The sequence below is a fragment of the Rhodoferax sp. RT4P68 genome, from assembly GCF_056521305.1.
The window spans coordinates 161,492-186,768 of record NZ_JBWMBB010000006.1 but is presented as its reverse complement, the minus strand read 5'-3'; the positions used below and the strand labels follow the sequence as shown (position 1 = coordinate 186,768).

Below are 25,277 nucleotides of genomic sequence, written 5' to 3'. Positions count from 1 at the left end.
TGTAGGGCTCAGTTGCGCACCGGCGCAATGCTGAAACCGGTGACGCCCTCGGTCGCGGCGATCTCCTCGGCCAGGGCGGCGGGAAATGTGGCACGCGAACGGTCCAGGGCCACGACACTGAACCGCCACACGGGCCGGCTGTCCACGAACGTGATGCTCAGACTGTTGCGCAACATCCTGTAGCCGCGAGCTTGCGCAATGCCGGAGATCTCGTCGAACGACGGGGGAAGCTGCGGGTGGAACGTCAGCGTGACATCCAAGGTCGAGCGGCCAGGCAGCAGGGCCTCCAGTCGATGCAGCATCGACATCGACAGCATGCACAGCAATGCCAGCAGCAGCGCGGCGAGGTAGAAGCCGACGCCGAGCAACACGCCGATCGCTGCAGCTGCCCAGATCGACGCGGCCGTCGTGAGGCCGCTGATGTTCAAACCATCCTTCATGATGACGCCGGCGCACAGGAAGCCGATGCCGCTCACGACCCCCTGCACGACGCGTGTCGGATCGGCCAGCAGGTGCGGCGCCGTTCCGCCGTACCACAGCGATGCGTGGCCGACGAACACGGTGAGCGCCGTCGAGGCCATGCAGACGAGCCCGTAGGTGCGCATGCCCGCCGCCCGGCCGTTGTAGGAGCGCTCGTATCCGACCAGCATGCCCAGCAGGAGCGCGCCCACCAGGTTCAGCGCGATGAAAGCGTTGGCGGCGAGGAACTCACCGCTCCAGTAATGTTGAAGTTGCCCGAGCATGGTTGGATTGCCTGTAGAGCACAGGCGATTGGTTTGTGTGAAGGTCGACGTCAGCGTAGTGCGGGGGTGCGCTCGCGTCGTCAGCGAAACGTCGGGGTTCGGTCAAAACCCCTGCTGCAGGCCCGTACGGCACAACTGCGACGCATCCACGACCGGACGCTGACGACTGCGGCGTCGCGCACGTCTAGATTGGCTGCGATCACCCATCACCTGCCCCGAGGCCCAGCCCATGAACTTTCAACTCACCCCGGGGCGGCTGCTGGCCGCCGCGATCGTTGCCTTGTCCGTCTGGATCGTGCACGACTTCATCGAGGCACTGCTGGCGGCGTGCGTGACCGCCATCGCGACCTGGCCCCTCTACGCCGCCTTCCGCAGGCGCTTGCCGCGCGCCGTGGGCGAACACATGGGCGCCGCCATCTTCACCGGCGTGATCACATTGCTGGTGCTTGCCCCAATGACGTTCGCCGGTGGCGCGCTGCTGAGCGAGGGGTACGCCTTGCTGCTCGGGCTTGCCGCAGCGGATGGAGAGGCCCTGGTGCTGCCCCCATGGCTGACGAGCGCACCAGTCATCGGCCCCTGGCTGGCCGCGCTGTGGCAAGACCAACTCGCCCAACCCGGCGCATTGCAGATGCTCACACAGCGCGCCGACGCTTCCACGCTGCTCGGCTGGGCGCAATCGATGGGGACGTTCACCGCACGACACGCGTTGATCGTCGGGTTCGCGATCCTGCTGATGAGCTTTCTCTACCACGACGGCGCTGCGCTGGGCCGCGAGCTGACCCGCGCCCTGCGCGTGGCCATTGGAGACCGGGCCGAGCGCTATGTGCAGATCGCCACACGCGCTGTGCGTGCGTCGGTCAACAGCATGGTGCTCGTGGCCCTGTTCGACGGCGTGGCGGCAGCGCTGGCCTTTGCGATCGCGGGCGCACCGCACGCGCTGCTGTGGGCGGCGATCACCGGCGCGCTGGCCGCCGTGCCGTTCCTCGGCTATGCGGCGGTGGCCGCACTGGTGCTGCAGCTGGCGCTCAAAGGCGCGTCGACGGCGGCGCTGGTCGTGCTGCTCCTGGGCTGCCTGGTGCTGCTGTGCGGTGACAAGCTCGTGCGGCCCCTCGCGTCGCGCGGCGGGGTGCCGCTGCCATTCGCCTGGGTGCTGATGGGCTGCATTGGCGGCTTCAGCACGCTCGGGATGGTCGGCCTGGTGATCGGACCGGTGGTGCTCACCCTGGCCCGGGAGCTCTGGGCACAGTGGGTGCGCGACACACGACACTGAACGACAGCGACAGCGCAGGGGCCCTGGGCTTTCGAGCCCTTACGCGGCGGCCAGCAACCGCGCGCGCTGTGCCACGTCCGTGCCGGCCGCCTCCGGCAGGCTTGCGACGAGCGCAGCCAGGGCAAGAGCGTCAGCGGCGGTTGCACCCGCGTGCGCGCACAAGTCGGTCAGCGCGACCAGTTCGACCCACGGCGCCTGCTGGGCCTGCGCTTCCTGCACAGCCGAACGCGACGACGCGGCGGCGGCTTCGACGCGGCCCCGGCCGCGGGCGATGGCCGCTTCGAGCAGACGCAGCTGCGGCAGATAGACGCGCTCGGTCAGTTCATCGGCGATCTGCAGCGCCTCGTCGAGCTGGGCTTGGGCGCCGTCCAGATCGCCGCCCAACAGCAGCGCTTCCGACGCATAGCCGAGCACTTCGCTGGAGCCGGCGCGCATGCACAGGCGCGCATTGAGTTCGCAGGCCTCCAGGATGAGCCGATGGCCTTCGGCGGGCCGGCCCGCATGGACGTGGGCCCAGCCTCGGAATGACTGGTAGGCCGCCTGGCCTTGCCCGAGAGAGAACGCCTCGACCAGCGTGCGCATCTCGTCGGCCAGCTGGGCAACGCGGCCGGCATTGCCCATGCGCACCTCGAACAGCGCCTCGTGCCAGGCCGCGACGAGGCGTGTCATGGGTTGGCGCAGCTCGGTTGCGCGTCTGCGTGCCCGCCCCAGCAGCGCCCTGCCCTGCCCGATCCAACCGCCACGCAGCATCTCGATGGCAAGCAGCCCGAGCAAGGTGACTTGCGGGTCCACCGCACCCACTTCGTTGTCGGCGCCCTGCAGCGCCTGCGCGATCGTGAGCCCGCGCTCGAACCACGCGCGCGCCGCCTGCGACTGCCCCTGGATGTGCTGCGTTTCGCCGTGCACCAGGCACGCCGCCAGCATCAACACGGGCTCGTCGTGCGCCAGCGAAAGGCGTTCGGCCAGTCGGGCCACTTCGAGTGCGCGCGCGTGCTCACCTCGCAGGCTCAGCACGTATCCATACCCGTGCAACAGGCGGCCGCGCATCGCGTGCCCGGGCACGCTTGGCAACAGCGCGTAGGCACGCTCGAGGGCATTTTTGGCTTCGTTGCCGACCCCCAGCGTCTGAAAGGCAGACAAGCCCTGCAACGTTGCGAGCGTGATCTCCAGCGTGTCACGCTCCGACCCCGGCGGGGACTGCGGGATCAGGAGCGATGCGTGTTCGGCCAGGCTCAGGCAGGCAGCCGGGCTGAAGTGCAGCAGCGCCGCCTGCGCCGCCTCAGCGCAATAGCGCAGCGCGGTCATCGGCTGGCGTGCACATTCGAAGTGCATCGCCAGCTCGCCCGGCGCCACCGGCACACCGGCAGCGCGCTCGCGCTCGAGCGCGGCACCCACCTGCCGATGCAGCTGCACGCGCAACGACGGCGCCGTGCGCTCATACAGCACCTGGCGGAACAGCGCATGCCGAAAGGCGTAGGCCGGCTCGACCGCTGTGTCGGTGCCGCTTGCGCGCAACTCGGTCAGCCACACCTGTTCGCGGGCCAGCGCCTCGCAGGCCAGCGCCACGGAGGCAGCGTCGCTTGCCAATGCCTGCGCCACCGTGTCGACCCGGAAGTCCACGCCGCAGGCGGCCGCCGCCGACAGCAGCGTGCGTGTGTCGGCGGGGAGCCTGGCGATGTGGTGATCGATGATGGCGGCAAGGTTCTGTGGCACGGCAAGCGACGACAGCCGCGCGCCGATGGCGGCGTCATCCGCACTGCGCTCGATCACCTCGGTGACGACTGACGAGACGAACAGCGGCACGCCGTCGGTGCGGTCGTGCACCGCGCGCACGAACGCCTCGTCGCGCGCGAGAGAGGGGGAGCGATGCGCGATGAAGTCGGCGACCTCGGTCTCCGAGAACGGGTCGAGCACCACTTCCTGGCACAGGCGCTGCATGCGCAACTCATGGCGCAGCGGGTTGAGCGGGTGTTCCAGCGCGACCACCTCGGCCAGGCGAAAGCTCGCGAGCCACATCAGACGGGCCCGCCCGCGCCGCCGCGCCACGTGGTCGATCAGCCGCAGCGTGGCGCGATCGCTCCAGTGCAGGTCTTCAGTCACCAGAAGCAGCGGGCGATGCTCGGTGTAGCGGTCGAGCAACTCGCCCATTTCGCGCAGCATGCGGTCGGGGCCGACACCAGCGAGCTCACGACGCAACGCGTCGCGCTCCTCCACCGTGCTCAGCCACGGCAGCTGCAGCAGCCAGGTCGGCGCCACGCTGCGCAGCAGCGCCGGCAGCGAGGTGTCGCCCCGGCACAGCTCGGCCAGTGCCTCCAGCACTGGCAGGTAGGGTTCGCTGCTGCCGTGGTGCTCCACGCACTGCCCGCGTGCCCGGGCCACGCCATCGCGGCCGGCGGCAAAGTGCTCGATCAGCGTGGTCTTGCCGATGCCCGGTTCGCCGGCAATCCAGACCACTGCACGCTGCCCGTTGCAGGCCTGGTGCCATGCACGCTCCAGACAGTCCATGGCGTCAGCGCGGCCGACGAAGGACGGTGACTGATCGGGGCCCGTCCGCGCCGATGCGGCCGGCCCGGTGTCGGAGGGCGCCGCCGACAGCACTGCAACGAAGCGATAACCGCGCCTCGGCACGGTCTCGATGAAGCGCGATTCGCGAGGGTTGTCGCCAAGCGCGGTGCGCAGGTCGCTGATGGCGGTCTTGAGCACCGATTCGCTGACGAACTGGTGACCCCAGACGGCGTCCAGCAGCGCGTCCTTGGCGAGCAGCACCCCCGGTTGTCGCGCAAGGGTGCACAACAGACTGAACGGCGTTGGGGCAAGGGTCACCGGCCGGCCGTTGCGCAACAGCCGGGCATTCGTCTCGTCGAGCTCGAACACGTCGAAGCGAGCGCGGACGGGGTTTGCAGGCGGGGGCGGGCGTGACAAGTGGTGCGACGTGCGAAGGGGGCTCGCACAAATTATGAAGGTTCCCGAAGCGCTTTGGAAGATGCGGGTGGGTATCCGACTGTTACCCCCAACTTGCGCCGCGCGACCCGGCTGGCCAGTGCAGGCCCAACGGGCCCCGCAGCAAATTCGGACGTTTCGACGAGCAAACCGTCGGCAAGAATCTGCACCGGCTGCAGCGGGGTGCGCGCGATTCGATCGGCGCTCTTGGCATCCACCCCCAGGGCACGCAGGGCAGCGCCCGCACTCTGTTCAGCGAAGTCGCTTTCGCAGCCGGGCAAGAGCATGCAGTGCGTCGCCCCGAGCACGGCGCCGGTCACGATGTTCAGGGCCAGTGCGATCGGCATCGGTGTGAAGCGACGCTCGCGGATGCCCGCCTCCAGATCGCGTTTCACAAACGCGAGCAGCATGTTCGGCCCCTGCGCATCGGGCCATCCGAGGCGCACCAGGAAGGTGGCGGCCAGCGGATGGTCGATGGCCAGGCGGGCGACGAGACGAATGCCGCTCGACACCCGTTCCGCCGGGTCGTCGTGGCTGAGCACCACCGGCTCGGCCATCGCGATCAGCTCGTTGGCAATCGCCACCGCGAGCTCACGGACCAGCACGTCCGGGGACGGGAAGTACTTGTAGAAAGTGCCACGTGATACCTCGGCGACCGAGATGACGTCGTCGATCGAGGTCGCCGCAGGGCCCTTCTCAGCAATCAGGCGCATTGCACTGGCGAGCAGGCGGGCGCGCATGCGGTCGCGGCGCTCGGCTGCGACGCGCTGGCGGTGGTCTTGCATAGGCATGGATGAATTGTGCAGGGCGCGGTGGAGTAGGTAGAAACGCTAGTACCTTCATAGTGACGACTTTGTCATCATGACGGTACTGTCAATTCTAAACGTCTTCCCGACCACCCGAAAGACCACCCCATGTACGGACAATCCCGAACCCTCCCCCTCGCCGCGGCGCTGGCCGCTGCCGCCCTGCACACCGGTGCGCTGGCCGTCAACGGCGCGCTGCCTGGCGGCAACGGCATCAAGAACGCTGCGATGGGCGGTGCATCCATCGCGCTGCCGCTGGACGCAGTGGCAGCGGCGAACAACCCGGCGGGCATTGCCTTTGTGCCGAGCTCCACGACCTTCGGCCTGCAGGTGTTCCGCGGGCATTCGTCAGCCGACTATCTGTTGCCGGGCAACCATCTGGAAAACCGCCAGACCGAGCCGGTGCCCGAAGGCGGTCTGGTCTGGCAACGGGGTGGTGGCATCACCCTCGGGATCAGCACGTCCGGCGCGGGCGCGGGTTCCGACTACGGTCAACCCGCCCTGCCGGTGCCGGGCGCCGGCATAGCCAAGACCAGCCTGCGCGTCGCGGAATTCATCCCGGCTATCGCCTGGAAGCCCCGCGCCGACCTGTCGCTCGGCCTGGGCCTCAACCTGGCCTGGCAGCAGTTCGAAGCCGATGGCGTGATCGTGCCGGCGCCGGTGCCCGGCGGCCTGCTGCCGCTGGCCGGCCACGGCAAACAGTCGGCCACCGGGGTCGGCCTGCGCGCCGGCCTGCTGTGGAAGCCGGCAGGCGACTGGTCGTTTGGCCTGAACCTCAAGAGCCGCACCCGCATGGGCAAGCTGGATGGCTACCGCCAGGACATGCTCGCCTACAGCAGTGGCCGCCTGGATCTGCCGGCACAGTACGGCGTCGGCGTCGCCTGGCAGGCCACCGAACGGCTGACCCTGGCGGCCGACTGGCTGCGCATTCTGTGGGGCGACATGAAGGCCATGCAGGACCCGAACGGCTTTGCCTGGCGCGACCAGCCCGTCCTGCGTTTCGGCGGCGCCTGGAAGCTGGACGAGCGCTGGACGCTGCGCGCCGGCTACAGCCGCAACAGCGTCCAGATCGACAGCGGGCGCACCGTGCAGAACCTGCTCGTGCCATCGATCCACCAGGAGGCCTACACCGCAGGCGTGAGCTGGCGCTTCGATGCGCATTCGGAGCTGAACCTCGGCTACGAGCTGAACCCGCGCACCACGCTGACAGGCACCGGCGCCAGCGCCGGCACCGCGCTGACCAGCAAGGTCCAGATGTTCATGCTCGGCTACCACCGCACGTTCTGAAACGAGGCCTCCCTGTGAAACCCGCCACCGCCGTACTGCGCCAGCCCGACTCCACGCCCCAGAGCCGGCTGCCCGCGAACATCCAGCCGTTGACCCGGCCCGCCGCCCTGGGCCGCGCCGTCGAGCTGGCCTTCCTGCGCTGGGAAAAGCGCCAGCTGGCGCCCACCGAGCGCTTCTGGCGCGACTTCGGCTTTCACATCACCAACGCCACGCCACAACGTCTGGTGGCGCGTGGCGCGGGAACGGCGCCCTGCATCGCCATCGCCGAGCAAGGCGCGAGGGACCGCTTCGTCGGCCCTGCGTTCGAGATGTCGGACGACACCGATCTGCACCGCTACGTGACAGACATGGGCGCAAGCTGGCTGGCGCCCGAGCTGTTGCCCGCAGGTGGCCAGGGCGTGGCGCTGACAGACCCCAGCGGCCGCAGCGTCTGGCTGTTGCAGAACCAGCGGCGGGCCGACCCGCTGCCGCTGCGCGAGACGGTCACGCCGCACACGAACACGGCGCGCGACACACCCCGCGTGAACCGCACGGTGCGCACGCCCATCGAGCCGGCCCGGGTCGTGCGGCTGGGCCATGTGGTGCTGCAGACCGTGAACTTTGCGCGCATGGCCGACTGGTACCTGCGCGTGCTCGGGCTGATCCCCACCGACGTGCAGCACCTTGCCGATGGCAGCCCTGCGCTGGCGTTCTGCCGGCTCGACCTGGGCCAGCAGCCAGCCGACCACCACACGCTGGTGATCGTCGGCGGCATCGAAGAGAAGTACGAGCACAGCGCCTATGAAGTGCTCGACCTGGATGCGCTCGGCCAAGGCCAGCAGGTGCTGCGCGCCCAGGGCCACCGCCACATGTGGGGCATCGGCCGCCATCTGCTGGGCAGCCAGTTGTTCGACTACTGGTTCGACCCCGATGGTTTCGAGCACGAGCACTACACGGACGGCGACCGCTTCACGGCGGACTTCGAGACCGCTTACTCGCCGCTGGAGTTCGGCGGCATCTGGGCCTGGGGGGCGGATGCACCCGCCTCGATGAAACCGAAGAAGAGCCTGCCCAACCTGCTGCATGTGCTCAAGCTGGTGCGCGCCAAGGCAATCACGCCGCAGCGCCTGAAGCTGCTGAGCGCAGCACTCGATGCGCCCGCGCGGCCCTGGCTCTGACGCCAGCCCCCTTCCAACCAACCTTCCAAGCGACCCCCACACCACCATGTCACGCACGATCATCCGTTATGCCGAAGCCGGCACACCCCGCTGGGGCGTCCAGTTCGGCCGCCAGATTGCCCCCCTGGATGTCGACGCATCCACCACCGGCGCGCTGCTGTCCAGCCACTGGGACTTGCTCTGGGCGATTGAACCCGCTCAGGCCACCGTGCCGCTGGACTCTGTGCGCCTGCTGTCGCCGGTGACCGAGCAGCAGCAGTTCGTCTGCCAGGGCGTCAACTACCGCAGCCACGTCGAGGAATCGGGCCTGCAGCTGTCCAACTTCCCCTTCAACACGATCTTCACCAAGGCACCCTCCTGCATCACGGCCGCCGATGCCCCGGTGGTCCGCCCCGCGCATGTGGAGCTGCTGGACTACGAGATCGAACTCGGCCTGGTGCTGCGCAAACCGCTGCCGGCCGGCACGCAGGTGGGCCCGGACGACCTGTGGCAATGGCTGGCCGGCGTGACCATCGTCAACGACCTCTCGGCGCGCGACGTGCAGCTGCCGCAAGGCCAGTTCTACAAGGGCAAGAGCTACCGTGGCTTCGGCCCTGTCGGGCCGACCCTGGTGCTGCTGACGCGCGAGGAATGGGCGCGCTGGCCCGAGCTGCACATGCGCCTGTCGGTCAACGGCCAGACGCGGCAGGACGCCCTCTGCGCCGAGATGATCCACGGCCCCGCCGCCACGCTGACCGAGCTGGCAGCGCTGCACGACCTGCACGCGGGCGACCTGATCGCCACCGGCACCCCGGCGGGCTGCGCCGCACGCGCGCCGGGCAAGCTCGTGATGTTCATCCTCAAGCACTTCATGACCGACGCCGGCAAGTGGCGGGCGTTCATCGGCAAGGGGCGCACCAACCCGGCCTACCTGCGCCCGGGCGACCGCCTGAACCTGAGCATCCGCACCGACGACGGCGCCATCGATCTGGGCGAGCAGACGACTGCCATCACCGCTCCTTGAACCCACCACCACCCGAAAGGAACCCCCATGAAAACCGAAACCACCCCCGTGTTGATCGTTGGCGGCGGCGGCGCTGGCCTGACCGCGTCCATGCTGCTGGCGGGACTGGGCATCGACAGCTTGCTCGTGAGTGCCTTGCCGACCACCTCCATCCTGCCGAAGGCCCATGTGCTGAACCAGCGCACGATGGAAATCCTCACCGATGCAGGCGTCGCCGAACCCATCTACGCGCGCAGCACGCCCGCAGACAACATGAAGGCCATGGGCTGGTACGCCGGCTTCAGCGGGACCGATCCGGCGGTGGGGCGCCGCATCGGCAAGGTCGAATCCTGGGGTCACGGATGCGAAAGCCTGCAGTGGCTGCAGGCCAGTGCCTGCCGCAGTGCGAACCTGCCGCAAATCCGGCTCGAACCTCTGATGAAGGCCCGTGCCGAGGCGCTCAACCCCGGCAGGGTGCGGTTTCACCACGAGCTGGTGCAGTTGAACAGCATGCCGAAGGCGTCGTCGCCCGCATCCGGAACCTCGACAGCGGTGAGGACTACGAGGTTCGCGCCCAGTACCTGCTGGGCTGCGACGGCGGTCGCACCGTCGGTCGGCAGGTCGGCATCCAGCTCCAGGGGCTGGGAACCATCGCCCACTCCATCACGGCCCACATTTCGGCGGACTTCTCGCAGCTCGCGCCGGATCCAGACGTCCTGATCCGGTGGATCTGGAGCCCCGCGCTGGGAGAGATGGTGGTGATGGTGCCCATGGGGCCGGACCACTGGGGCCCCGACAGCGAGGAATGGGTGGTCCACGTCACCCAGCGGGTCGACCAGGTCAAGGACCTGACCGACGCGCAGATCGAGAACATGATGCGCGCGGGCCTGGGGGTGGGCAACAGGCCGATCACGTTCCACAAGATCAGCCGCTGGGCCATCGAGGGTCTGCTGGCCGAGCGCTTTCGGGCGGGCCGGGTCTTCCTCGTCGGCGACGCCGCACACCGCCACCCGCCCACCGGGGGGCTGGGTTTGACCAGCGGCATCCAGGACGCGCACAACCTCTGCTGGAAGCTGGCGGCCGTCCTCAAGGGCCAGGCGCAGCCCTCGCTGCTGGACAGTTATGAACTGGAGCGCAAGCCCGTGGACGCTCGCAATATCCAGCGTTCCATGGAAAACACGCTCATGCACTTCGACATTGGTGCAGCCTTCGGGTTGAGCCCCGCGCAGACGGCAGAGCAGAACTGGCAGCAGTTGCAGCGCGTGGTCAGCGGGCGCGCGGAAGATGCCGCACACCGCAGCCGGGCGCTGCAGGCCATTCGCCGAGCCAGCATGGAGGCCAACGAACTCAACGTCGAGTACGGCTACCGCTACGAATCCGACGCCATCGTTGCCGACGGTTCGCCACAGCCGCAGGCGATCGACGATATCCGCCTGTACGAGCCCGGCACCCGCCCCGGCAGCCCCTTGCCCCATGCCTGGATCGACGACGAAGAAGGCCATCGCCAGGCCCTGAAGGATCTGGTGGGACCCGGCCGCTTCCTGTTGATCGCGGGCGAAGACGGACTGGACTGGTCGAGCGCCGCCAAGGCCATCGGCAACGCCAACGATCTGCCGATCGACGCGGTGCGCATCGGCCACCTGGATGGCGACCTGTTCGACCCGCGACTGGCCTGGGCGCAGTTGCGGGGCATTTCCGCTCAGGGGGCGGTCCTGGTCCGACCCGACCGCGTGGTCGCCTGGCGCAGCGCAGGGCGGGCCGATGCCCCCGGCAGTGTGCTGGCCGACGCCTTGTCGCGGGTTCTTGGCCGCCCGGTCCGGGCCGCCGCCTGAGCCGCACCCCCGCTGCCGCGCCACAGCACACGGGCTGTGCGGCCAGCGCCTGGAAGAACCCACCAAACCGAGTCTCCAACAATGAACGCGATCCCCTCCGAATCCCCGGCGCACCGGCTCGAAACCGACATCCTGCTGGTCGGCCTGGGCCCGGTCGGCGCGGCGCTGGCCAACCTGCTCGGACGCTACGGCGTGCGCGTGCTGGCCATCGACAAGGCAACCGCCATCTTCGAGAAGCCCCGCGCGATCGCGCTGGACAACGAGGCGCTGCGCATCCTGCAGGCGGTGGGCGTGCGCGATGGCGAGTTCGAAACCGTCGCCATCCCGCAGGTGCAGTACCGCTCGCCGCTGTTCGGCCGCTTTGCCCGCATCAACAGCGCCGGCGTGATCGACGGCCACCCGGCGCTCGTCACCTTCTACCAGCCCGAGCTCGAGCAGCTGCTGCGCACGAAGCTGGCGCAGTTCCCTGGTGTCCAAGTGCGGCTGGGCACCCAGCTGGAGAGCTTCGTGGACGACGGCCACTGCGTGCAGGCACTCCTGAAGGACGACGCGGGCGTGGAGACCCGTGTGCGCGCGCTTTACCTGGTGGGCACCGACGGCGCCAACTCGCTGGTGCGGCGTGCGCTGGGGCTGGAGTTCGAGGGCCGCACCTTCCAGCAGGACTGGCTGATCGTCGACGCGCTCGATGTGCCCGAGCCGATCGACCACATCGAGTTCAGCTGCGACCCGCGCCGCCCCGCGCCGCGCATGGTGGCGCCCGGTGGTCGGCAGCGCTGGGAATTCATGCTGCGCCCCGGCGAGACGCCGCAAGAGATGGAACGGCCCGAATCGGTGCGCCGGCTGCTCGCGCCCTGGTGCGACAGCGAGCGCATCCGCATCGAGCGCACTGCGGTCTACCGCTTCCATGCGCGCGAGGCTGGGCGCTTCTCCAAGGGCCGCTGCTTCCTCGCCGGCGACGCGGCGCACATCACCCCACCGTTCGCCGGCCAGGGCCTGGTGGCCGGGCTGCGCGATGCATCCAACCTGGCGTGGAAGCTGGCGGCAGTCGTGCACGGCCAGGCTGGCGAGCAGGTGCTGGACAGCTACGACACCGAGCGCCGGCCACACGCCAAAAAGATCATCAAGCTGGCGCTCATGCTGGGTGCGCTGGTGATGCCGCAGAACCGCGCCACCGCGTTCGCCGTGCACGGGCTGATGCGCCTGCTGCGCGTGCTGCCGGCCGGCCGCGCGCTGTTCGAAGACCTGAAGGTCAAACCGCAGAACACCTTTGACGAGGGCCTGTTCCGGCGCGTGCCCGGCAGCGAGCAACTGCGCGCCGGGTCCATGCTGCCGCAAGGCTGGGTGCGGCCGGCCACCGGTGGTGGCCCGGTCCTCAGCGACGACGCACTGGGCCTGGATCTGGCCTTGATCGGCTTTGGCGTGGACCCATCCGCCACCGTGCCGGCCGGCCTGCTGCAGCGCTGGCAAGCCACGGGCGGTCGCGTCTGGCAGTGGTGCCAGCGCGCGCAGGCCCAGCACCTGGCGCCGCCCGCGCAGCGGCTGGAGGCGCTGGACGAGGCGTTGCTGCCGCGGCGCGTTCCACTGGGCTGGGTGGCCGTCGTCAGGCCCGACCGCTGCGTGCTGGCCGAAGGGCCGGCTGCGCAGGCCGAGGCGGTCCTGCAGCGCGCACTGGATCTGCTGGCGCCACCCGTGACGGCCACTGCGGCTGCGGCCGCGCCGCCCCTGCCCACCTACGACGCGCAGCACGCGGCGTGAACCGATTCCCACATCTCTCAGGCACGAACAACATGAACGCCATCGCCTCCATCACCGACGTGCGCGCGCTCGAAGCCGCGCAGCACACCCCCCTGCCCGCCAGCACCTACGACATGATCGGCGCGGCAGCGCGTGCCTACCCCGACGCACCGGCGCTGTCGTACTTCGCACGCGTCCAGGACCATGCCCGACCGCAGGTCTGGAACTACGCGACGCTGTTCGCGCGCATCACGGCCACGGCCAACTTCCTGCACACACTGGGCGTGGCCAGCGGCGATGTCGTGGCCTTTGTGCTGCCGAACCTGCCGCAGACGCACCTCGCGATCTGGGGCGGCCAGGCGGCCGGCATCGCGTTTGCCATCAATCCGATGCTGGAGCCTGCGGCCATTGCCGATCTGCTCGCCGCCGGGCATGCGAAGGTGCTGATCACGCTGGCGCCGGAGGCGGGCATGGACACCTGGCCGAAGCTGCAGCCGCTGCTCGACCGGGTGCGCGGCCTTGAACACGTGGTGCTGGTCGGTGCGGACACGCCAGCGGCCCCGGTCCCGGGCGTGGTCCCAGGCGTGGCCCCGGGCGGCGCCGCGCAGCGCTATGCCATCCACGATTTCGAAGATGGACTGCGCCCGCAGCCGGTGGACCGGCTCGTCAGCGGCCGCGTGCTGCGCCCGGACGACCACTCGTCCTACTTTTGCACCGGCGGCACCACCGGTGCGCCCAAGATCGCGGTGCGCACGCACGGCAACGAGGTGGCCAACGCGTGGAGCGTGGGCCAGTTCCTGGGGGAAGGCATCGCACCGGGCAAGACGCTCTTCTGCGGTCTGCCGATGTTCCATGTCAACGGGGTGCTGGTCACTGGCCTGCTGCCCTTCTCGCGTGGCGCCCACGTGCTGCTGGGAACACCTGGCGGCTTTCGCGGCGAGGGTGTGATCCCGCGCTTCTGGGAGCTGGTCGAGCACCACCGCATCAACTTCTTCAGCGGTGTGCCGACCTTGTACGCGGCCTTGCTGCAGCAGCCGACGCAGGGCCGCGACCTCAGCACCCTGGAATACGGGCTGTGCGGCGCCGCGCCGATGCCCTTGGAACTGATGCGCAACTTCCAGGCATCGACCGGCCTGAAGATCCTGGAAGGCTACGGCCTGACCGAAGGCACCTGCGTGAGCACCTGCAACCCGCCGCAAGGCGAGCGGCGCACGGGGTCGATCGGCCTGCGGGTGCCCCTGCAGGCGATGAAGGCCGTGGTGCTGGACGACGCGGGGGCGTATGTGCGCGATTGCGACATCGACGAATCCGGCGTGCTGGCGATCAGCGGCCCCAACGTGTTCGCAGGTTATCGCGACCCCGGGCAGAACCAGGGGCTCTGGCTGGACCTGGGCGACGGCCGTCGCTGGATGAACACCGGTGACCTGGGCCGGCAGGACGCGCAAGGCTACTTCTACCTGACCGGCCGCAAGAAGGAACTCATCATCCGCGGCGGCCACAACATCGACCCGGCCAGCATCGAAGAGCCACTGCACCGGCACCCGGCGGTGCTGCTCGCCGCAGCGGTCGGCCGGCCTGACGTGCACGCGGGCGAACTGCCTGTGGCCTATGTGCAGCTCAAGCCCGGCGCGGCCGTGACGGAAGACGAATTGCTGGCCTTTGCCAGTGCACAGATCGGTGAACGGGCGGCGGTCCCCAAAGCCATTCGGCTCATGGCGGCGTTGCCGCTGACAGGCGTCGGCAAGATCTTCAAACCCGCGCTGCGACATCGCGAGATCGCCGATGTGCTGCGCTCGGCCTTGCACGACGCGGGCGCGCCGGCCAGCGGGCTGGAGGTCATCCACGATCCAAGCCTCGGCCTGCGCGTCGAGGTCGCCGTGGAGGACAGCAGCGCCATCGCCTTGGCGCGTGAGGTGCTGGGCCGGTTTCCGTTTCGTGTCGAGGTGCGGTGACCCGCGGCGTTGCATGACGGTGCACGCGCGGGCGGCCCGTTACCGCACCGCCTGCTCCGCCTCCTCCAGCACCAGCGGCAGCGCCTCGGCCAGAAAGTCGTAGACCCGGCGGACCACCTTGCTGGTTTTGATCTCGCGGTGCACGGCCAGCCAGCACGGCAGCGGCGGGATGGCAAGCGTGGGCAACACCCGGCGCACACCGGGCCAGTGGCGCGCGTTGTAGTGCGCGACGAAGCCGATGCCTGCGCCTTCGGCGATGAGCCGACCGTAGGCCACCTGGTCGTCGGTGCGCAACGCGAAGTCATTGCGCGTGAGCGGCATGCCCATCGCCGCGAAGCCGCGTTCGATGGTGTCGTCGGTTGCGAAGCCGATCAGCGTATGCCCCAGCAGTTGCTCGGGTGACAACGGCGTGCCGGCGCGCTTCAGATAGCGCTCGTGCGCATAGGCGCCGACACCCACCATGCCCAGCTTACGGGCCACCAGCGAGCTCTGCACCGGCCGCACCATGCGCACGGCGATGTCGGCATCGCGGCGCAGCAGGTTGGCCAGTTCGTTGCTGGCCGCCAGTTCGAGCTGGATGCCGGGCTCCTGTTCGTGCAGCGCGGCCAGCAGCGGCGGCAGCAGGTAGGTGGCGGCCACCATGCTGGCCGTGATGCGCACCGTGCCGGTGGTCTGCGCGCGCTCCCCGGCCAGCGCGCGCGACAGGGCCTCTGCGCCCTGCTGCATGTGGCGCGCGGCGTCCACGATGGCCAGCGCGGCGGCGGTGGGCGTCACGCCACGGCCGGTGCGCTCGAACAGGGGCGCGCCCAACTGGGCTTCAAGCTCGGCCACGTGGCGGCTGAGCGTGGGCTGCTGGGCGCCGGTGGTGCGGGCGGCGCCCATCAGGCTGCCTGCGTCCAGCACGGCCAGGAAGCTGCGCACCAGTGCCCAGTCGAATCCTTGCAAATCACGGGTCATGCACAAGTGTATGGCTGGCTTGCAGGGATCGGCAATTGGCGGATGCCTCGCCAAGGCCGAGACTGCGGGCATACCGCATCCGAAAGCCCCACGTGACCACTGCCCACACCGCCTCCACCCGCCCAGTCGTGTTGATCCTCGGGGCCAACGGCCGCCTCGGCTGCGCCGCAGCGCAGGCCTTCGATGCCGCAGGCTGGCGCGTGCTGGCCCAAGTGCGGCGCGAAGCCGTGCCCGGCATGCCGGCCGGTGTGCAGTTGTTGCGCGCGGCGATCACGGAGACCGATGCGCTGGTGGCCGCTCTCGCCGGGCCGGTCGACGCGGCGCCAGCCCGCCGCGTGGTGCTCCACGCAGTCAACCCCGCCTACACCCGCTGGGATGCCGAGGCGCTGCCAGCCCTGCAGGCCGGCATGCGCATTGCGCAGCGCACGCAGGCGCACTTCATGCTGCCGGGCAATGTCTACAACTACGGTGAGGCCATGCCGCAGCTGCTCGCCGAAGACACACCGTTCAAGCCCACCACTGCAAAAGGCGCTCTGCGCGTCCAGATGGAATCGCAGATCGCGCAGGCGGCGCGTGACGGCGGCTTTACCGCCAGCGTCATCCGCGCCGGTGACTTTCTCGGCCCGGGCACCGGCACCTACCTGGACCTGGTGATCGCGAAATCACTGCGCGCGGGCAAGCTGGTCTACCCCGGGCCGATGGACCTGCCGCACGCCTGGGCCTACTTGCCCGATCTGGCGCGGGCCTTCGTGCAGGTGGCCTCGCAGCCAAAGCATCCGACTTTCCAGACCTGGCATTTCGAGGGGCACACGCTCACCGGCACGCAACTGCTGCACGCCATCGACCAGTCCGCGCAGACGCTGGGCCTGCGCCCGGCGGGGGGGTTTCGCATCGGCCGCATGCCATGGGGCCTGATCGCGGCCGTCGGACGGGTCTACCCGCTGTGGCGCGAACTGGCCCGCATGGCCTACCTGTGGCGCGCGCCCCATGCGCTGGACGGACGGCGGCTGCAGGCGCTGGCGGCGGACGTGCGCGTGACCACGCCACGGATCGCGCCACAGACCACGCCACGGACCAACCCACTGTTCACGCCCATGGCTTCTCCCCTGAGCACTCCCGTGGTCCCTCCCCTGACCCCGCACCTGAACACGCCCCTGACCACGCCGCTGCCGGCCGCGCTGCACGCGTGCTTCACGTCACTCGGCCTGGCCGCGCGCTAGCCGCCTGCGCCACCACCCCACAGGAGCCATCCCATGCACCGCAGAAACTTCATCCGTCTCGTCGGCGGCGGCACGGCCACAGCGCTGCTCGCCGGCTGCTCGACCGATCTGCCGCCCGCCGCCGTCGAAGCCTGGGCCGGCCCGCCCGCCGACCTGGAGGTGCGCCAGTGGGCGCTGGCCCACGCCATCCTGGCGCCCAGTTCGCACAACCGCCAGCCCTGGCTGGTGGACCTGGGCACGCCCGATGCGCTGACGCTGTACGTCGACCGCGAACGCCTGCTGCCCGAGACCGACCCCTGGTTCCGCCAGATCATGGTCAGCCAGGGCTGCTTTCTGGAACTGCTGGTAATGGCGCTGAAGCAGCGCGGCATGGCACCCACCGTCGAACTGTTCCCGCAGGGCGAATTCGCCGCCCGGTCGCTGGACGCGCGGCCGGTGGCGCGGGTGCACTGGGTGGCCGGCGCACCGGCCCCCACGCCCGACCCGCTGTTCGCCCAGGTGCTGCAGCGGCACACCGCCAAGGTCGCCCACGACACCACGCGCGTGCCGCCAACCCAGGCGCTGGCCCTGCTCGACACCATGCTGCCCGCCGACGCACCGCCCACCCTGAAGCTGGGCAGCACGGCCGAACCCGCGCAGGTGGCGCAACTGCGCGCCCTGGCGCTGGCCGCCGCGCGCGTCGAGGTGGGCACGCCGCGCACCGTGCTGGAGAGCCACCGCCTCACGCGCGTGGGGCCCGACGAGATCGCGCAGCACCGCGACGGCATCACCATCAACGGCCTGCTGCCGCGCGTGGCCGTGGCGCTGGGCCTGTTCGACCGCAGCCAGGCCGCGCCGCCGGGCAGCAGCGGTTTCGACACGATCATGAAGACCTACGAGGCGCAGGCCGGCACGGCCATGGCCTTCAACTGGATCACCAGTTGGGCGAGCGCCGGTGCCAACCGCAGCGCCGAGGTCTGGGCCGGCCGCACCTTCGTGCGCCAGCAACTGGCCGCCAACGCAATGGGCCTGCAGGTCCACCCCCTGAGCCAGGCGCCGCAGGAGTTCGCGGAGATGAAGCCGCACTACGACGCGTTGCACCAGCAGCTCACCGGCAGCGCCGCCAGCGGTGGCGTGGTGCAGATGTTCTGCCGCGTCGGCCATTGCACACCCCAACCGCACACGCCCCGGCGCCCGCTGGGGCAGTTCGTTGCTTGATCCACCCACCAAGGAAACCGCCATGACCCCTTCCATCCCTTCTTTCGCCGCACCAGTGCGCCCGGCTTCGGCCACCTTCACCCCGACGGCAGACCGGCCCACCGGCGCCGGCGCCCTGCTGATCGCCGTCGGCCTGATGGCCTTTGCCCCGCTCGCCGTGCTCGCCCCCACCATCGGCTGGCCGGCATCGCTGGGCCTGCCGCCCGCCGAACAGTTGGCGCTGGTGCATGCCAATGCAGGCGCCGTGACGCTGGGCTACGCGCTGTACCTGCTGTACAGCCTGGGCGTGGCACCGGCCCTGCTGCTGCTGGCCCACCACACGCTGGGCGGGCTGCACCGGCCGGCGGCGGCCACGGTGGCATCGTTCGCGGCCTTGTCGACGCTGGCCCGGGCCATCGGCATCTCACGCTGGCTCACCACCATGCCCGCGCTGGCCGCCGCCTGGGCTGCTGCCGATGCCGCCGGCAAACCGATGATCGAGCTCGCCTTCCTGGCCATCACCGAGTTCGGCGGCGGGGTGGGCGAGTTGCTGGGGGTGAGCCTGTTCATGGCCGTGGCCGTGGGCGTGCTCAGCATCGGCACCTGGCGCGGCCGCGGGCTGCCGCGCGCACTGAGCGCGCTGGGCCTGCTCAGCGCCACCTTTCTGGCCGCGCTGGCACTGCCTGCGCTGGGCGTGCCGGTGGAGTTTCCGGTCGCCGTGGCTGTCAGCACGCAGTCGGTCTGGATGATCGCCTGCGGGGTGTGGCTGCTGCGGCGCAGGCCGGCGGTGGAAAAGCTGGCGCGCGGCTTGACTGCGGCCCGCTGAAAACCCCGCCCTGGCGCCGGTCAGGCGCCCGGCGTGATCAGCGCGATGGACTTGCGTCCGTGGCGCCGGTAGATGTGAAAGTCGCTGTCCAGCGTCAGCACGCGAGAAGGCTCGTGCAGTTCGGCCAAGCGGATCAGGCAGGCATCTGCCAATGAGGCTGGCACGTTGTCATAACGTTCGAACAACGCACGCACAGGCGCCATCTCTTCGTTCAAGGACATGGCGATCTGCACCACCCCGCGCTCGATCAGGGCCAATGCCTTGCTCGGATCGAACCCGCCGCGGGCCAGCAGAAAGCAGGTCTCGGCGACCACGGCCTCGCAGGTCAGGAACGGTCCCGGGTGGCTCGCAAACTGGGTGCGGGCCCAGGCGTGGTGGCGGTCATCCCGGCAGTGAAGCGCGACCCAGGGGCCGGTGTCCAGCAGCAAGTTCATCGACCAGCCTGTGTGGATCAGGTGCGGCCGAAGTCAGCCAGATGTTCAGGGTTGGACGATAGATCGGCAGGCCCACCAGCAAAGCAGCCCACCAGATCCCCAGCCTGGTCCAGCGCCGAAACGAAGGGCGCCTGCGCATCGCGCTGCCGCAGATAGGCTTCCAAAGCTCGCCGAACCAGCTCGGACTTGCTCACGTGTGCCTGGGCGCTTGCCTGGGCGACGGCCTCTTCCAAACGTGGGGGAATCTTGATGGTGAGGGTATGCATGGCCAGGATCTTACCGCCTGGCAATAGGTAATACAAAGAGCAAATGTTCTGACTGGACTTGCCGACTGAAGCGCAGGCTCAAGGCATCTGATGCAGCACCAGCGGCAACACCGCCCCACTGCCCGCCTCACGCAGCAGTGCACCGGCCACGGTGACGGCCCAGCCGCTGCGGTAGCGGTCCGCGACCAGCAGCAACGGCCCGTCCGGCACCGCCACATCGGGCTGCAACACCAACGCCTGGTTCAGCGCCGCCACCTTGGCGGCGGAGGCCAGGTCGGCGTCCGGCAACGGGCCCGCCAGGCGCAGTGCATCGACCAGCGGCAGCCGGCCCAGGCCCGCCACATGCGCCGCCACCGATGCGACCAGTTGCGGATGCGTCGCCGAAGGCATCGGCACCACGGCCACCGGCCGCGCACCCCAGCCGCGCCGCCAACGCGCGAGCACGGCGACCACCCCGTCCAGCACGGGCTGCGGCGCTGGCGCATCGGGCGCGCTGAACAGCGGTAGCAGCACATCGGCCCAACCAGGATCGTCGGCAAAGGCCAGCGCGCGGCCTTCGCTGCAGGCCGCGATCTTGCCCTTGCGGCCGGCGCGCGCGGCACCGCTCGGCCACAGCTTGCGCGGCTCGATCACCACGTCCTGGCCGCGCGCGTAGACCCGCGCCGCCTCAACACGCGCCGCGCCGGGGAGAGCACCCGGCTCGGGCAGCTGGCCCGTGCACACGCTGCAGCGCCCACAGTCGGTGGGCGCGGGGTCGTCCAGCGCCTCCTGCAGAAAGCGCATCAGGCAGCCCTGCCCTGCCGCAAACGCGCGCATCAGGCCGGCCTCGCGCGCGCGCACCTGGCCCAGCGCCTGCCAGCGCTGGGCGTCATACGTCCACGGCGTTCCGGTCACCGCCCAGGCCGTGCCTTCGCGCTGCACCACCTCCTCCACCGCCAGGATCTTCAGCAGGCCTTCGAGCCGGCCGCGCCGGATGGAGGTGCTGTTCTCCAGCGCCAGCAGGGTCTGCGGCCCCTGCGCCAGCGCGCCGAGGATCTGGCCCACGCGCTTCTCGTCGGGCACGCCGGCCGTCGCGAAATAGGCCCAGATGCGCTCGTCGGTTTCGGCCGGCAGCAGCACGGCCACGGCATCGTCGAGCGCCCGGCCGGCGCGGCCCACCTGCTGGTAGTACGCGACCGGCGAGGCTGGCGAGCCGACGTGGATGCAGAACGCCAGGTCGGGCTTGTCGTAGCCCATGCCGAGCGCCGAGGTGGCCACGACGGCCTTGAGCGCGTTGCGGCGCAGGGCATCTTCGATCTGCTGGCGCGCGGCCGTCTCCAGCCCGCCGTGGTAGGCCGCCACTTCGAAGCCGCAGGACGTGAGGAAGCCCGCCAGCCTCTCGGTTTCGGCCACCGTCAGCGCGTAGACGATGCCCGAGCCGGCGAACGTGTCCAGCGCATCGGCCACCCAGGCCAGGCGCTGCAGCGCATCGAGCCCGGGCACCACCGCCAGGCGCAAGGACGAGCGCGCCAGCGAGCCGCGAAAGGTCTGCGTGTCCGGCCCCAGTTGCCGCGCGATGTCCTCGGTGACGCGCTGGTTGGCCGTGGCCGTGGTGGCCAGCACCGGGGTGTCGGCGCCGATCGCCACCAGCGTCTTGGCCAGCCGCTGGTAGTCGGGGCGGAAGTCGAAGCCCCAGTCGGAAATGCAGTGCGCCTCGTCGATCACCACCAGCCCGGTGCTGGCCAGCAGCATGGGCAGCCGGCGTGCAAAACCCGGGTTGCCCAGCCGTTCCGGCGAGACCAGCAGCACGTCCAGCCGGTCGGCGGCGATGTCGTCGAAGACTTTGTCCCAATCGTCCAGGTTGGTGGAGTTGATGGTGGCAGCACGCAACCCGCCCCGTGCGGCCGCGTCGACCTGGTCGCGCATCAGCGCCAGCAGCGGCGAGACGATCAGCGTGGGGCCCTTGCCCTGGGCGCGCAAAGCCGAGGTGGCGGCCCAGTACACGGCCGACTTGCCCCAGCCGGTGGCCTGGACCACGAGCACGCGGGCGTGCTGCTCGACCAGCGCTGCGACGGCAGCGGTCTGGTCATCGCGCGGGCGCGCGGCGGGCCCCGCCATCGCGGCGAGGACTGTACGGAGGTGGGTATCGGCAAGGCTCATCGCGGGATTGTGGTGCAGCCGCTGCGCCGGCTGCGGTGCGAGCCGCGCAAGGGGGTCAGAGCGCCTCGATCCCGACGAACCCGGCCTGTGGGTAGCGCGCGCCAGCCACGGCGGCCGTATCGAACAGGCGGTCGAGCTGCGCGATCTCGTCCCCCGCCAGCGCGATGCGGTCCGCTGCCACGTTGCTTTCCAGATAGGCGACGCGCCGTGTGCCCGGGATCGGGATCACATGCGGCGCCCGGTGCAGCAGCCAGGCCAGAGCGACCTGAGCCGCCGTCCAACCGCGCGGGCGGGCGAACCCGTCCAGGGCCACCACCAGGCGGCGGTTGGCCGCTTCGGCCGCGCCGCTGAAACGCGGGTTGTGCTTGCGAAAGTCGTCTTCGGCCAGCTTGGCGGTGTCCAGCGTGGCGGTCAGGAAGGCGCGGCCCAGCGGGCTGTAGGCGACGAAGCTCGTGCCGAGTTCGGCACAGGCCGCCAGCATGCCGGCCTCGGGCTCGCGGCTCCACAAGGAGTACTCGCTCTGCACTGCCGCCACGGGGTGGACGGCATGCGCCCGCCGCAAGCTTTCGACCGACACCTCGGACAGGCCGATGGCGGCCACCTTGCCCGCGGTGACCAGATCAGCCATGGTGCCAACCACCTCCTCGATGGGCACGGCCGGGTCGCGGCGGTGGCAGTAGTACAGGTCGATATGCTCCACGCCCAGCCGGCGCAGCGAGGCCTCGCAGGCGGCGCGGATGTAGCCGGGCGAGTTGTCGATCCGCCGCTCAGGTTGGCCGGCTGCGCGGACGATGCCGAACTTGGTCGCCAACACCATCTGCCGGCGCCGGGCCGCCCCGCCTGCGGCCACGAAGCGCCCCAGCAGCGATTCGTTGTGACCCAGGCCATAGGTGTCGGCCGTGTCGAACAGCGTGACGCCCAACTCCAGCGCGCGCGCCAGCGTGCGCATCGCCTCGGCCTCGTCGCTGGGGCCGTAGAACTCGCTCATGCCCATGCAGCCCAGGCCCATGGCCGACACGGCCGGCCCGGGCGTTCCCAGTGTGCGTTGTTGCATCGCTTCTCCTGTGTTCAGCGCAGTGTGAAGCCGCCGTCGATGCTCAGCTCGCGGCCGGTGATGTAGCGGGCCGCGTCCGACAGTAGCAACAGCGCCAGGGCCGTGGCCGCGCCGATGCCGGACGAGGCGCCCAGCACCAGCACCGCCTTGCCCCGGAGTTCTGTGGAAATCTGCGTCATGGTGTCCTTTCTGAATCGGTTGATCCACCGAGCGTAGGCAGGTGCACTGCATGCGACAAGCCAGATAATCCGGCACGCCCTGTTGAGAAAAATTCAGCAATGACCCCGCCTGACGCTGCACGCAGCAGCCTGAACGAACTGCACGGCTTCGTCGCCGTGGCGCAGGCGCGCAACTTCCGCAAGGCCGCCACGGCGCTGGGCATCTCGCCATCGGCGCTGAGCCATGCGCTGCGCGGGCTGGAGACGCGGCTGGGCGTGCGCCTGCTGCACCGGACCACGCGCAGCGTGACGCCCACAGAAGCCGGCGAAAAGCTGCTCGCGCGCCTGATGCCGGCGTTGGGCGAGATCGCCGCTGCGCTCGATGCCGTCAACGACTTCCGCGCATCGCCGACCGGCACGCTGCGCATCAACGCGCCGCGCGCGGCCTGCGACTGGGTGCTGGCCCCCCTGGTGGCCCGCTTCCTCGCCGAGCATCCCGGCATGCGCCTGGAACTGGTGGGCGACGATCGCCTGATCGACATCGTCGCCAGCGGTTTCGACGCCGGTGTGCGCTTTGGCGAAAGCCTGCAGCAGGACATGGTGGCCGTGCCGCTCGGGCCGGCGCAGCGCTTCGTCGTCGTGGCATCGCCAGGCTACCTGGACCGGCATGGCCGGCCGGCATCGCCGCGCGAACTGGTCCGGTACCCGTGCATCCGGCTGCGGTTTCCGGACGGTGCGTTCTACCGCTGGGCGTTTTCACGCGGCGAGGAGCGCATCGACATTGCCGTCGACGGCCCACTGGCCCTGGGGGACATGCGCCTGATGGTGCGTGCGGCGCACGAGGGCTTGGGCCTGGCCTATGTCTACGCGCAGTACGCGCAAACCGGTTTGCAGGCAGGCCACCTCGTCAGCGTGCTGGACGAATGGCGGCCGGCCGAGCCGGGCTTCTTCCTGTACTACCCCAGCCGGCGCCAGGTGCCCGCAGGACTGCGGGCGTTCATCGAGACGGCTCACGCGTTCCACGCCGGCAACGCCTACGCTGCCACGCCGCACGGTGCCGGCGCACCGGCAGGCGCTTGCATGGAGTGATTGCGGCGCCGTGGCCGCAGGCGACCGTCACCGTTCCACGGCGACATCGGCCTCCGCAGGCAACGCACACTGCAGCCCCACGACACGGCACACCGACCGCGCGATCATGCGTTCCTCGTCCGTATGCACGACGCGAACCATCACGCGGCTGGCCGCAGTCGACACCACGGGTCCATGCGCCGCGTTGCGCGCCGCGTCGATCTCGATGCCCAGAAAGCCCAGCTCCTCGCAGATCCGCGCGCGCACCGGCGCGGCGTACTCGCCGCTGCCACCGGCAAACACCAGCGTCTCGATGCCCCCCAGTGCGGCTGCATACGCGCCCACGTACTTCTTCACCTGGTAGCAGAACATCGCGATCGCCTCGGCCGCCCTTGGGTCATCGGCCTCGCGCTTGAGCAGCTCGCGCATGTCGCCACTGGTCTCGGACATGCCCAGCAAGCCGCTGGCGTGGTGCACCATCGCGTCGAACTGGGGCCGTCCCATGTGCTCGGTGCGTTCCAGGTAGTCGGCGACGCCAGGGTCCAGATCGCCCGAGCGTGTGCCCATGGGGATGCCCGATGACGGCGTGAATCCCATGCTGGTGTCGATGCTGCGCCCGTGGTGCACGGCCGCCAGGCTGGCCCCGTTGCCCAGGTGGGCCAGCACCACCCTGCCCTGCGCCGCCTGTGCACCGTCCAGGCGCGCCAGCTCTTCCATCAGGAACGCGTACGACAGGCCATGAAAGCCATAGCGCTGCACGCCCAGCGCCTCGTAGCGCCTCGGGATGGGCAGCATGGTGGCCACGCGCGGCATGTCACGGTGAAACGCAGTGTCGAAACACGCCACCTGCGGCAGCGCCGGGTAAGCCTGGCCAAAAGCCTCGACCAGTGCGATGGCACCCACCAGATGCTCCGGGTCCTGCGGAATGATCGCGCGCAGTTCCTGCAGCAGCTCCGTCGTGATGGTCTCGGGTTCCACGTGGCGCATGCCATGCACGATCCGGTGGCCAACGGCCCCGATCACCGCCGCGCCGACTTCGGCATCGAGCAGGCGCATCAGCAGGGCGACGGCGCCCGCGTGGTCGCCGGCATCGATCGGCTGTGTCGTCGCCTCGGGCTCGCCCGCACGCCGGAAGACCAACGTGCCATAGCCCTGGCCGATCCGCTCGATCTGGCCGCTGAGCAGAGGTGTGAGGCCGGGGCCGGTCTGGTACAGCGCAAACTTGATGGAGGACGAGCCCCCGTTCACGCTCAGCACACACGGCAAGCCGGGTTGC

21 protein-coding genes and 1 pseudogene are annotated in these 25,277 nt (G+C 69.9%); 12 read left to right on the top strand and 10 right to left on the bottom strand.

The window, feature by feature from the left end; genetic code table 11:
• Positions 1–8: 8 nt before the first annotated feature.
• The gene (locus tag AC099J_RS15140; RefSeq protein WP_479616101.1) at positions 9–743 is read right to left on the bottom strand and encodes an MgtC/SapB family protein; all 735 of its coding nucleotides are present in this window, start codon (positions 741–743) and stop codon (positions 9–11) included.
• Positions 744–972: 229 nt separating this feature from the next.
• Here AC099J_RS15140 and AC099J_RS15135 point away from each other — a divergent pair, with 229 nt between their 5' ends.
• Positions 973–2,013, top strand: a complete 1,041-nt coding sequence (locus AC099J_RS15135; protein WP_479616100.1) for an AI-2E family transporter — start codon at positions 973–975, stop codon at positions 2,011–2,013.
• 39 nt (positions 2,014–2,052) lie between these two features.
• Here AC099J_RS15135 and AC099J_RS15130 read toward each other — a convergent pair whose 3' ends face one another.
• Together AC099J_RS15130 and AC099J_RS15125 are read right to left on the bottom strand one after the other, a co-directional pair.
• Positions 2,053–4,887, bottom strand: a complete 2,835-nt coding sequence (locus AC099J_RS15130) for an ATP-binding protein (protein WP_479616099.1) — start codon at positions 4,885–4,887, stop codon at positions 2,053–2,055.
• Between the two features lie 80 nt (positions 4,888–4,967).
• A complete protein-coding gene (locus tag AC099J_RS15125; RefSeq protein ID WP_479616098.1) occupies positions 4,968–5,744 on the bottom strand; it encodes a TetR/AcrR family transcriptional regulator in 777 nt (258 codons plus the stop codon).
• Between the two features lie 123 nt (positions 5,745–5,867).
• Between AC099J_RS15125 and AC099J_RS15120 the strand changes: the two genes are divergently transcribed.
• From AC099J_RS15120 to AC099J_RS15090, 7 genes and pseudogenes are all read left to right on the top strand, one after another.
• Positions 5,868–7,046, top strand: a complete 1,179-nt coding sequence (locus AC099J_RS15120) for an OmpP1/FadL family transporter (RefSeq protein WP_479616097.1) — start codon at positions 5,868–5,870, stop codon at positions 7,044–7,046.
• 14 nt (positions 7,047–7,060) lie between these two features.
• On the top strand, positions 7,061–8,203 hold the full coding sequence (locus tag AC099J_RS15115) for a VOC family protein (RefSeq protein ID WP_479616096.1): 1,143 nt from the start codon (positions 7,061–7,063) through the stop codon (positions 8,201–8,203).
• A 46-nt stretch (positions 8,204–8,249) separates the two neighbouring features.
• Entirely contained in the window at positions 8,250–9,206 is a 957-nt protein-coding gene (locus AC099J_RS15110) for a fumarylacetoacetate hydrolase family protein (protein ID WP_479616095.1), read from the top strand.
• A gap of 27 nt (positions 9,207–9,233) precedes the next feature.
• A pseudogene (locus AC099J_RS15105) lies at positions 9,234–10,294 on the top strand (FAD-dependent monooxygenase); the annotation flags it as partial.
• A 60-nt stretch (positions 10,295–10,354) separates the two neighbouring features.
• Complete coding sequence (locus AC099J_RS15100; RefSeq protein ID WP_479616299.1) at positions 10,355–11,017, top strand: aromatic-ring hydroxylase C-terminal domain-containing protein; 663 nt, start codon at positions 10,355–10,357, stop codon at positions 11,015–11,017.
• Positions 11,018–11,098: 81 nt separating this feature from the next.
• Positions 11,099–12,772, top strand: a complete 1,674-nt coding sequence (locus AC099J_RS15095; protein ID WP_479616094.1) for a bifunctional 3-(3-hydroxy-phenyl)propionate/3-hydroxycinnamic acid hydroxylase — start codon at positions 11,099–11,101, stop codon at positions 12,770–12,772.
• 32 nt (positions 12,773–12,804) lie between these two features.
• A complete protein-coding gene (locus tag AC099J_RS15090) occupies positions 12,805–14,703 on the top strand; it encodes an acyl-CoA synthetase (RefSeq protein ID WP_479616093.1) in 1,899 nt (632 codons plus the stop codon).
• A 39-nt stretch (positions 14,704–14,742) separates the two neighbouring features.
• Here the strand turns inward: AC099J_RS15090 and AC099J_RS15085 are convergent, their stop codons facing one another.
• Positions 14,743–15,660 (bottom strand): LysR family transcriptional regulator, encoded by a 918-nt coding sequence (locus AC099J_RS15085; protein WP_479616092.1) that lies wholly within the window; start codon positions 15,658–15,660, stop codon positions 14,743–14,745.
• A gap of 92 nt (positions 15,661–15,752) precedes the next feature.
• Here AC099J_RS15085 and AC099J_RS15080 point away from each other — a divergent pair, with 92 nt between their 5' ends.
• From AC099J_RS15080 to AC099J_RS15070, 3 genes are read left to right on the top strand one after another with little or no spacing between them, the layout of a single operon-like run.
• A complete protein-coding gene (locus tag AC099J_RS15080; RefSeq protein ID WP_479616091.1) occupies positions 15,753–16,880 on the top strand; it encodes an NAD-dependent epimerase/dehydratase family protein in 1,128 nt (375 codons plus the stop codon).
• 33 nt (positions 16,881–16,913) lie between these two features.
• Positions 16,914–18,077, top strand: a complete 1,164-nt coding sequence (locus tag AC099J_RS15075) for an Acg family FMN-binding oxidoreductase (RefSeq protein WP_479616090.1) — start codon at positions 16,914–16,916, stop codon at positions 18,075–18,077.
• 22 nt (positions 18,078–18,099) lie between these two features.
• On the top strand, positions 18,100–18,882 hold the full coding sequence (locus tag AC099J_RS15070; protein WP_479616089.1) for a DUF4386 family protein: 783 nt from the start codon (positions 18,100–18,102) through the stop codon (positions 18,880–18,882).
• Between the two features lie 20 nt (positions 18,883–18,902).
• On the opposite strand, the gene AC099J_RS15065 is transcribed toward AC099J_RS15070, so the two are convergent.
• The 5 genes from AC099J_RS15065 to AC099J_RS15045 form a co-directional block, all read right to left on the bottom strand.
• Positions 18,903–19,316: a type II toxin-antitoxin system VapC family toxin gene (locus tag AC099J_RS15065; protein WP_479616088.1), complete on the bottom strand. Its 414-nt coding sequence runs from the start codon at positions 19,314–19,316 to the stop codon at positions 18,903–18,905.
• A gap of 17 nt (positions 19,317–19,333) precedes the next feature.
• Positions 19,334–19,582 (bottom strand): ribbon-helix-helix protein, CopG family, encoded by a 249-nt coding sequence (locus tag AC099J_RS15060; protein ID WP_479616087.1) that lies wholly within the window; start codon positions 19,580–19,582, stop codon positions 19,334–19,336.
• Positions 19,583–19,660: 78 nt separating this feature from the next.
• Positions 19,661–21,721 (bottom strand): RecQ family ATP-dependent DNA helicase, encoded by a 2,061-nt coding sequence (locus tag AC099J_RS15055; protein ID WP_479616086.1) that lies wholly within the window; start codon positions 21,719–21,721, stop codon positions 19,661–19,663.
• A 55-nt stretch (positions 21,722–21,776) separates the two neighbouring features.
• Positions 21,777–22,775, bottom strand: coding sequence for an aldo/keto reductase (locus tag AC099J_RS15050; RefSeq protein ID WP_479616085.1), 999 nt, complete (start codon positions 22,773–22,775; stop codon positions 21,777–21,779).
• Positions 22,776–22,789: 14 nt separating this feature from the next.
• On the bottom strand, positions 22,790–22,954 hold the full coding sequence (locus AC099J_RS15045) for a hypothetical protein (RefSeq protein ID WP_479616084.1): 165 nt from the start codon (positions 22,952–22,954) through the stop codon (positions 22,790–22,792).
• 99 nt (positions 22,955–23,053) lie between these two features.
• Here AC099J_RS15045 and AC099J_RS15040 point away from each other — a divergent pair, with 99 nt between their 5' ends.
• Positions 23,054–24,022 (top strand): LysR family transcriptional regulator, encoded by a 969-nt coding sequence (locus AC099J_RS15040; RefSeq protein ID WP_479616083.1) that lies wholly within the window; start codon positions 23,054–23,056, stop codon positions 24,020–24,022.
• 27 nt (positions 24,023–24,049) lie between these two features.
• On the opposite strand, the gene AC099J_RS15035 is transcribed toward AC099J_RS15040, so the two are convergent.
• Positions 24,050–25,258 (bottom strand): acetate/propionate family kinase, encoded by a 1,209-nt coding sequence (locus tag AC099J_RS15035; protein ID WP_479616082.1) that lies wholly within the window; start codon positions 25,256–25,258, stop codon positions 24,050–24,052.
• Positions 25,259–25,277 lie beyond the last annotated feature (19 nt).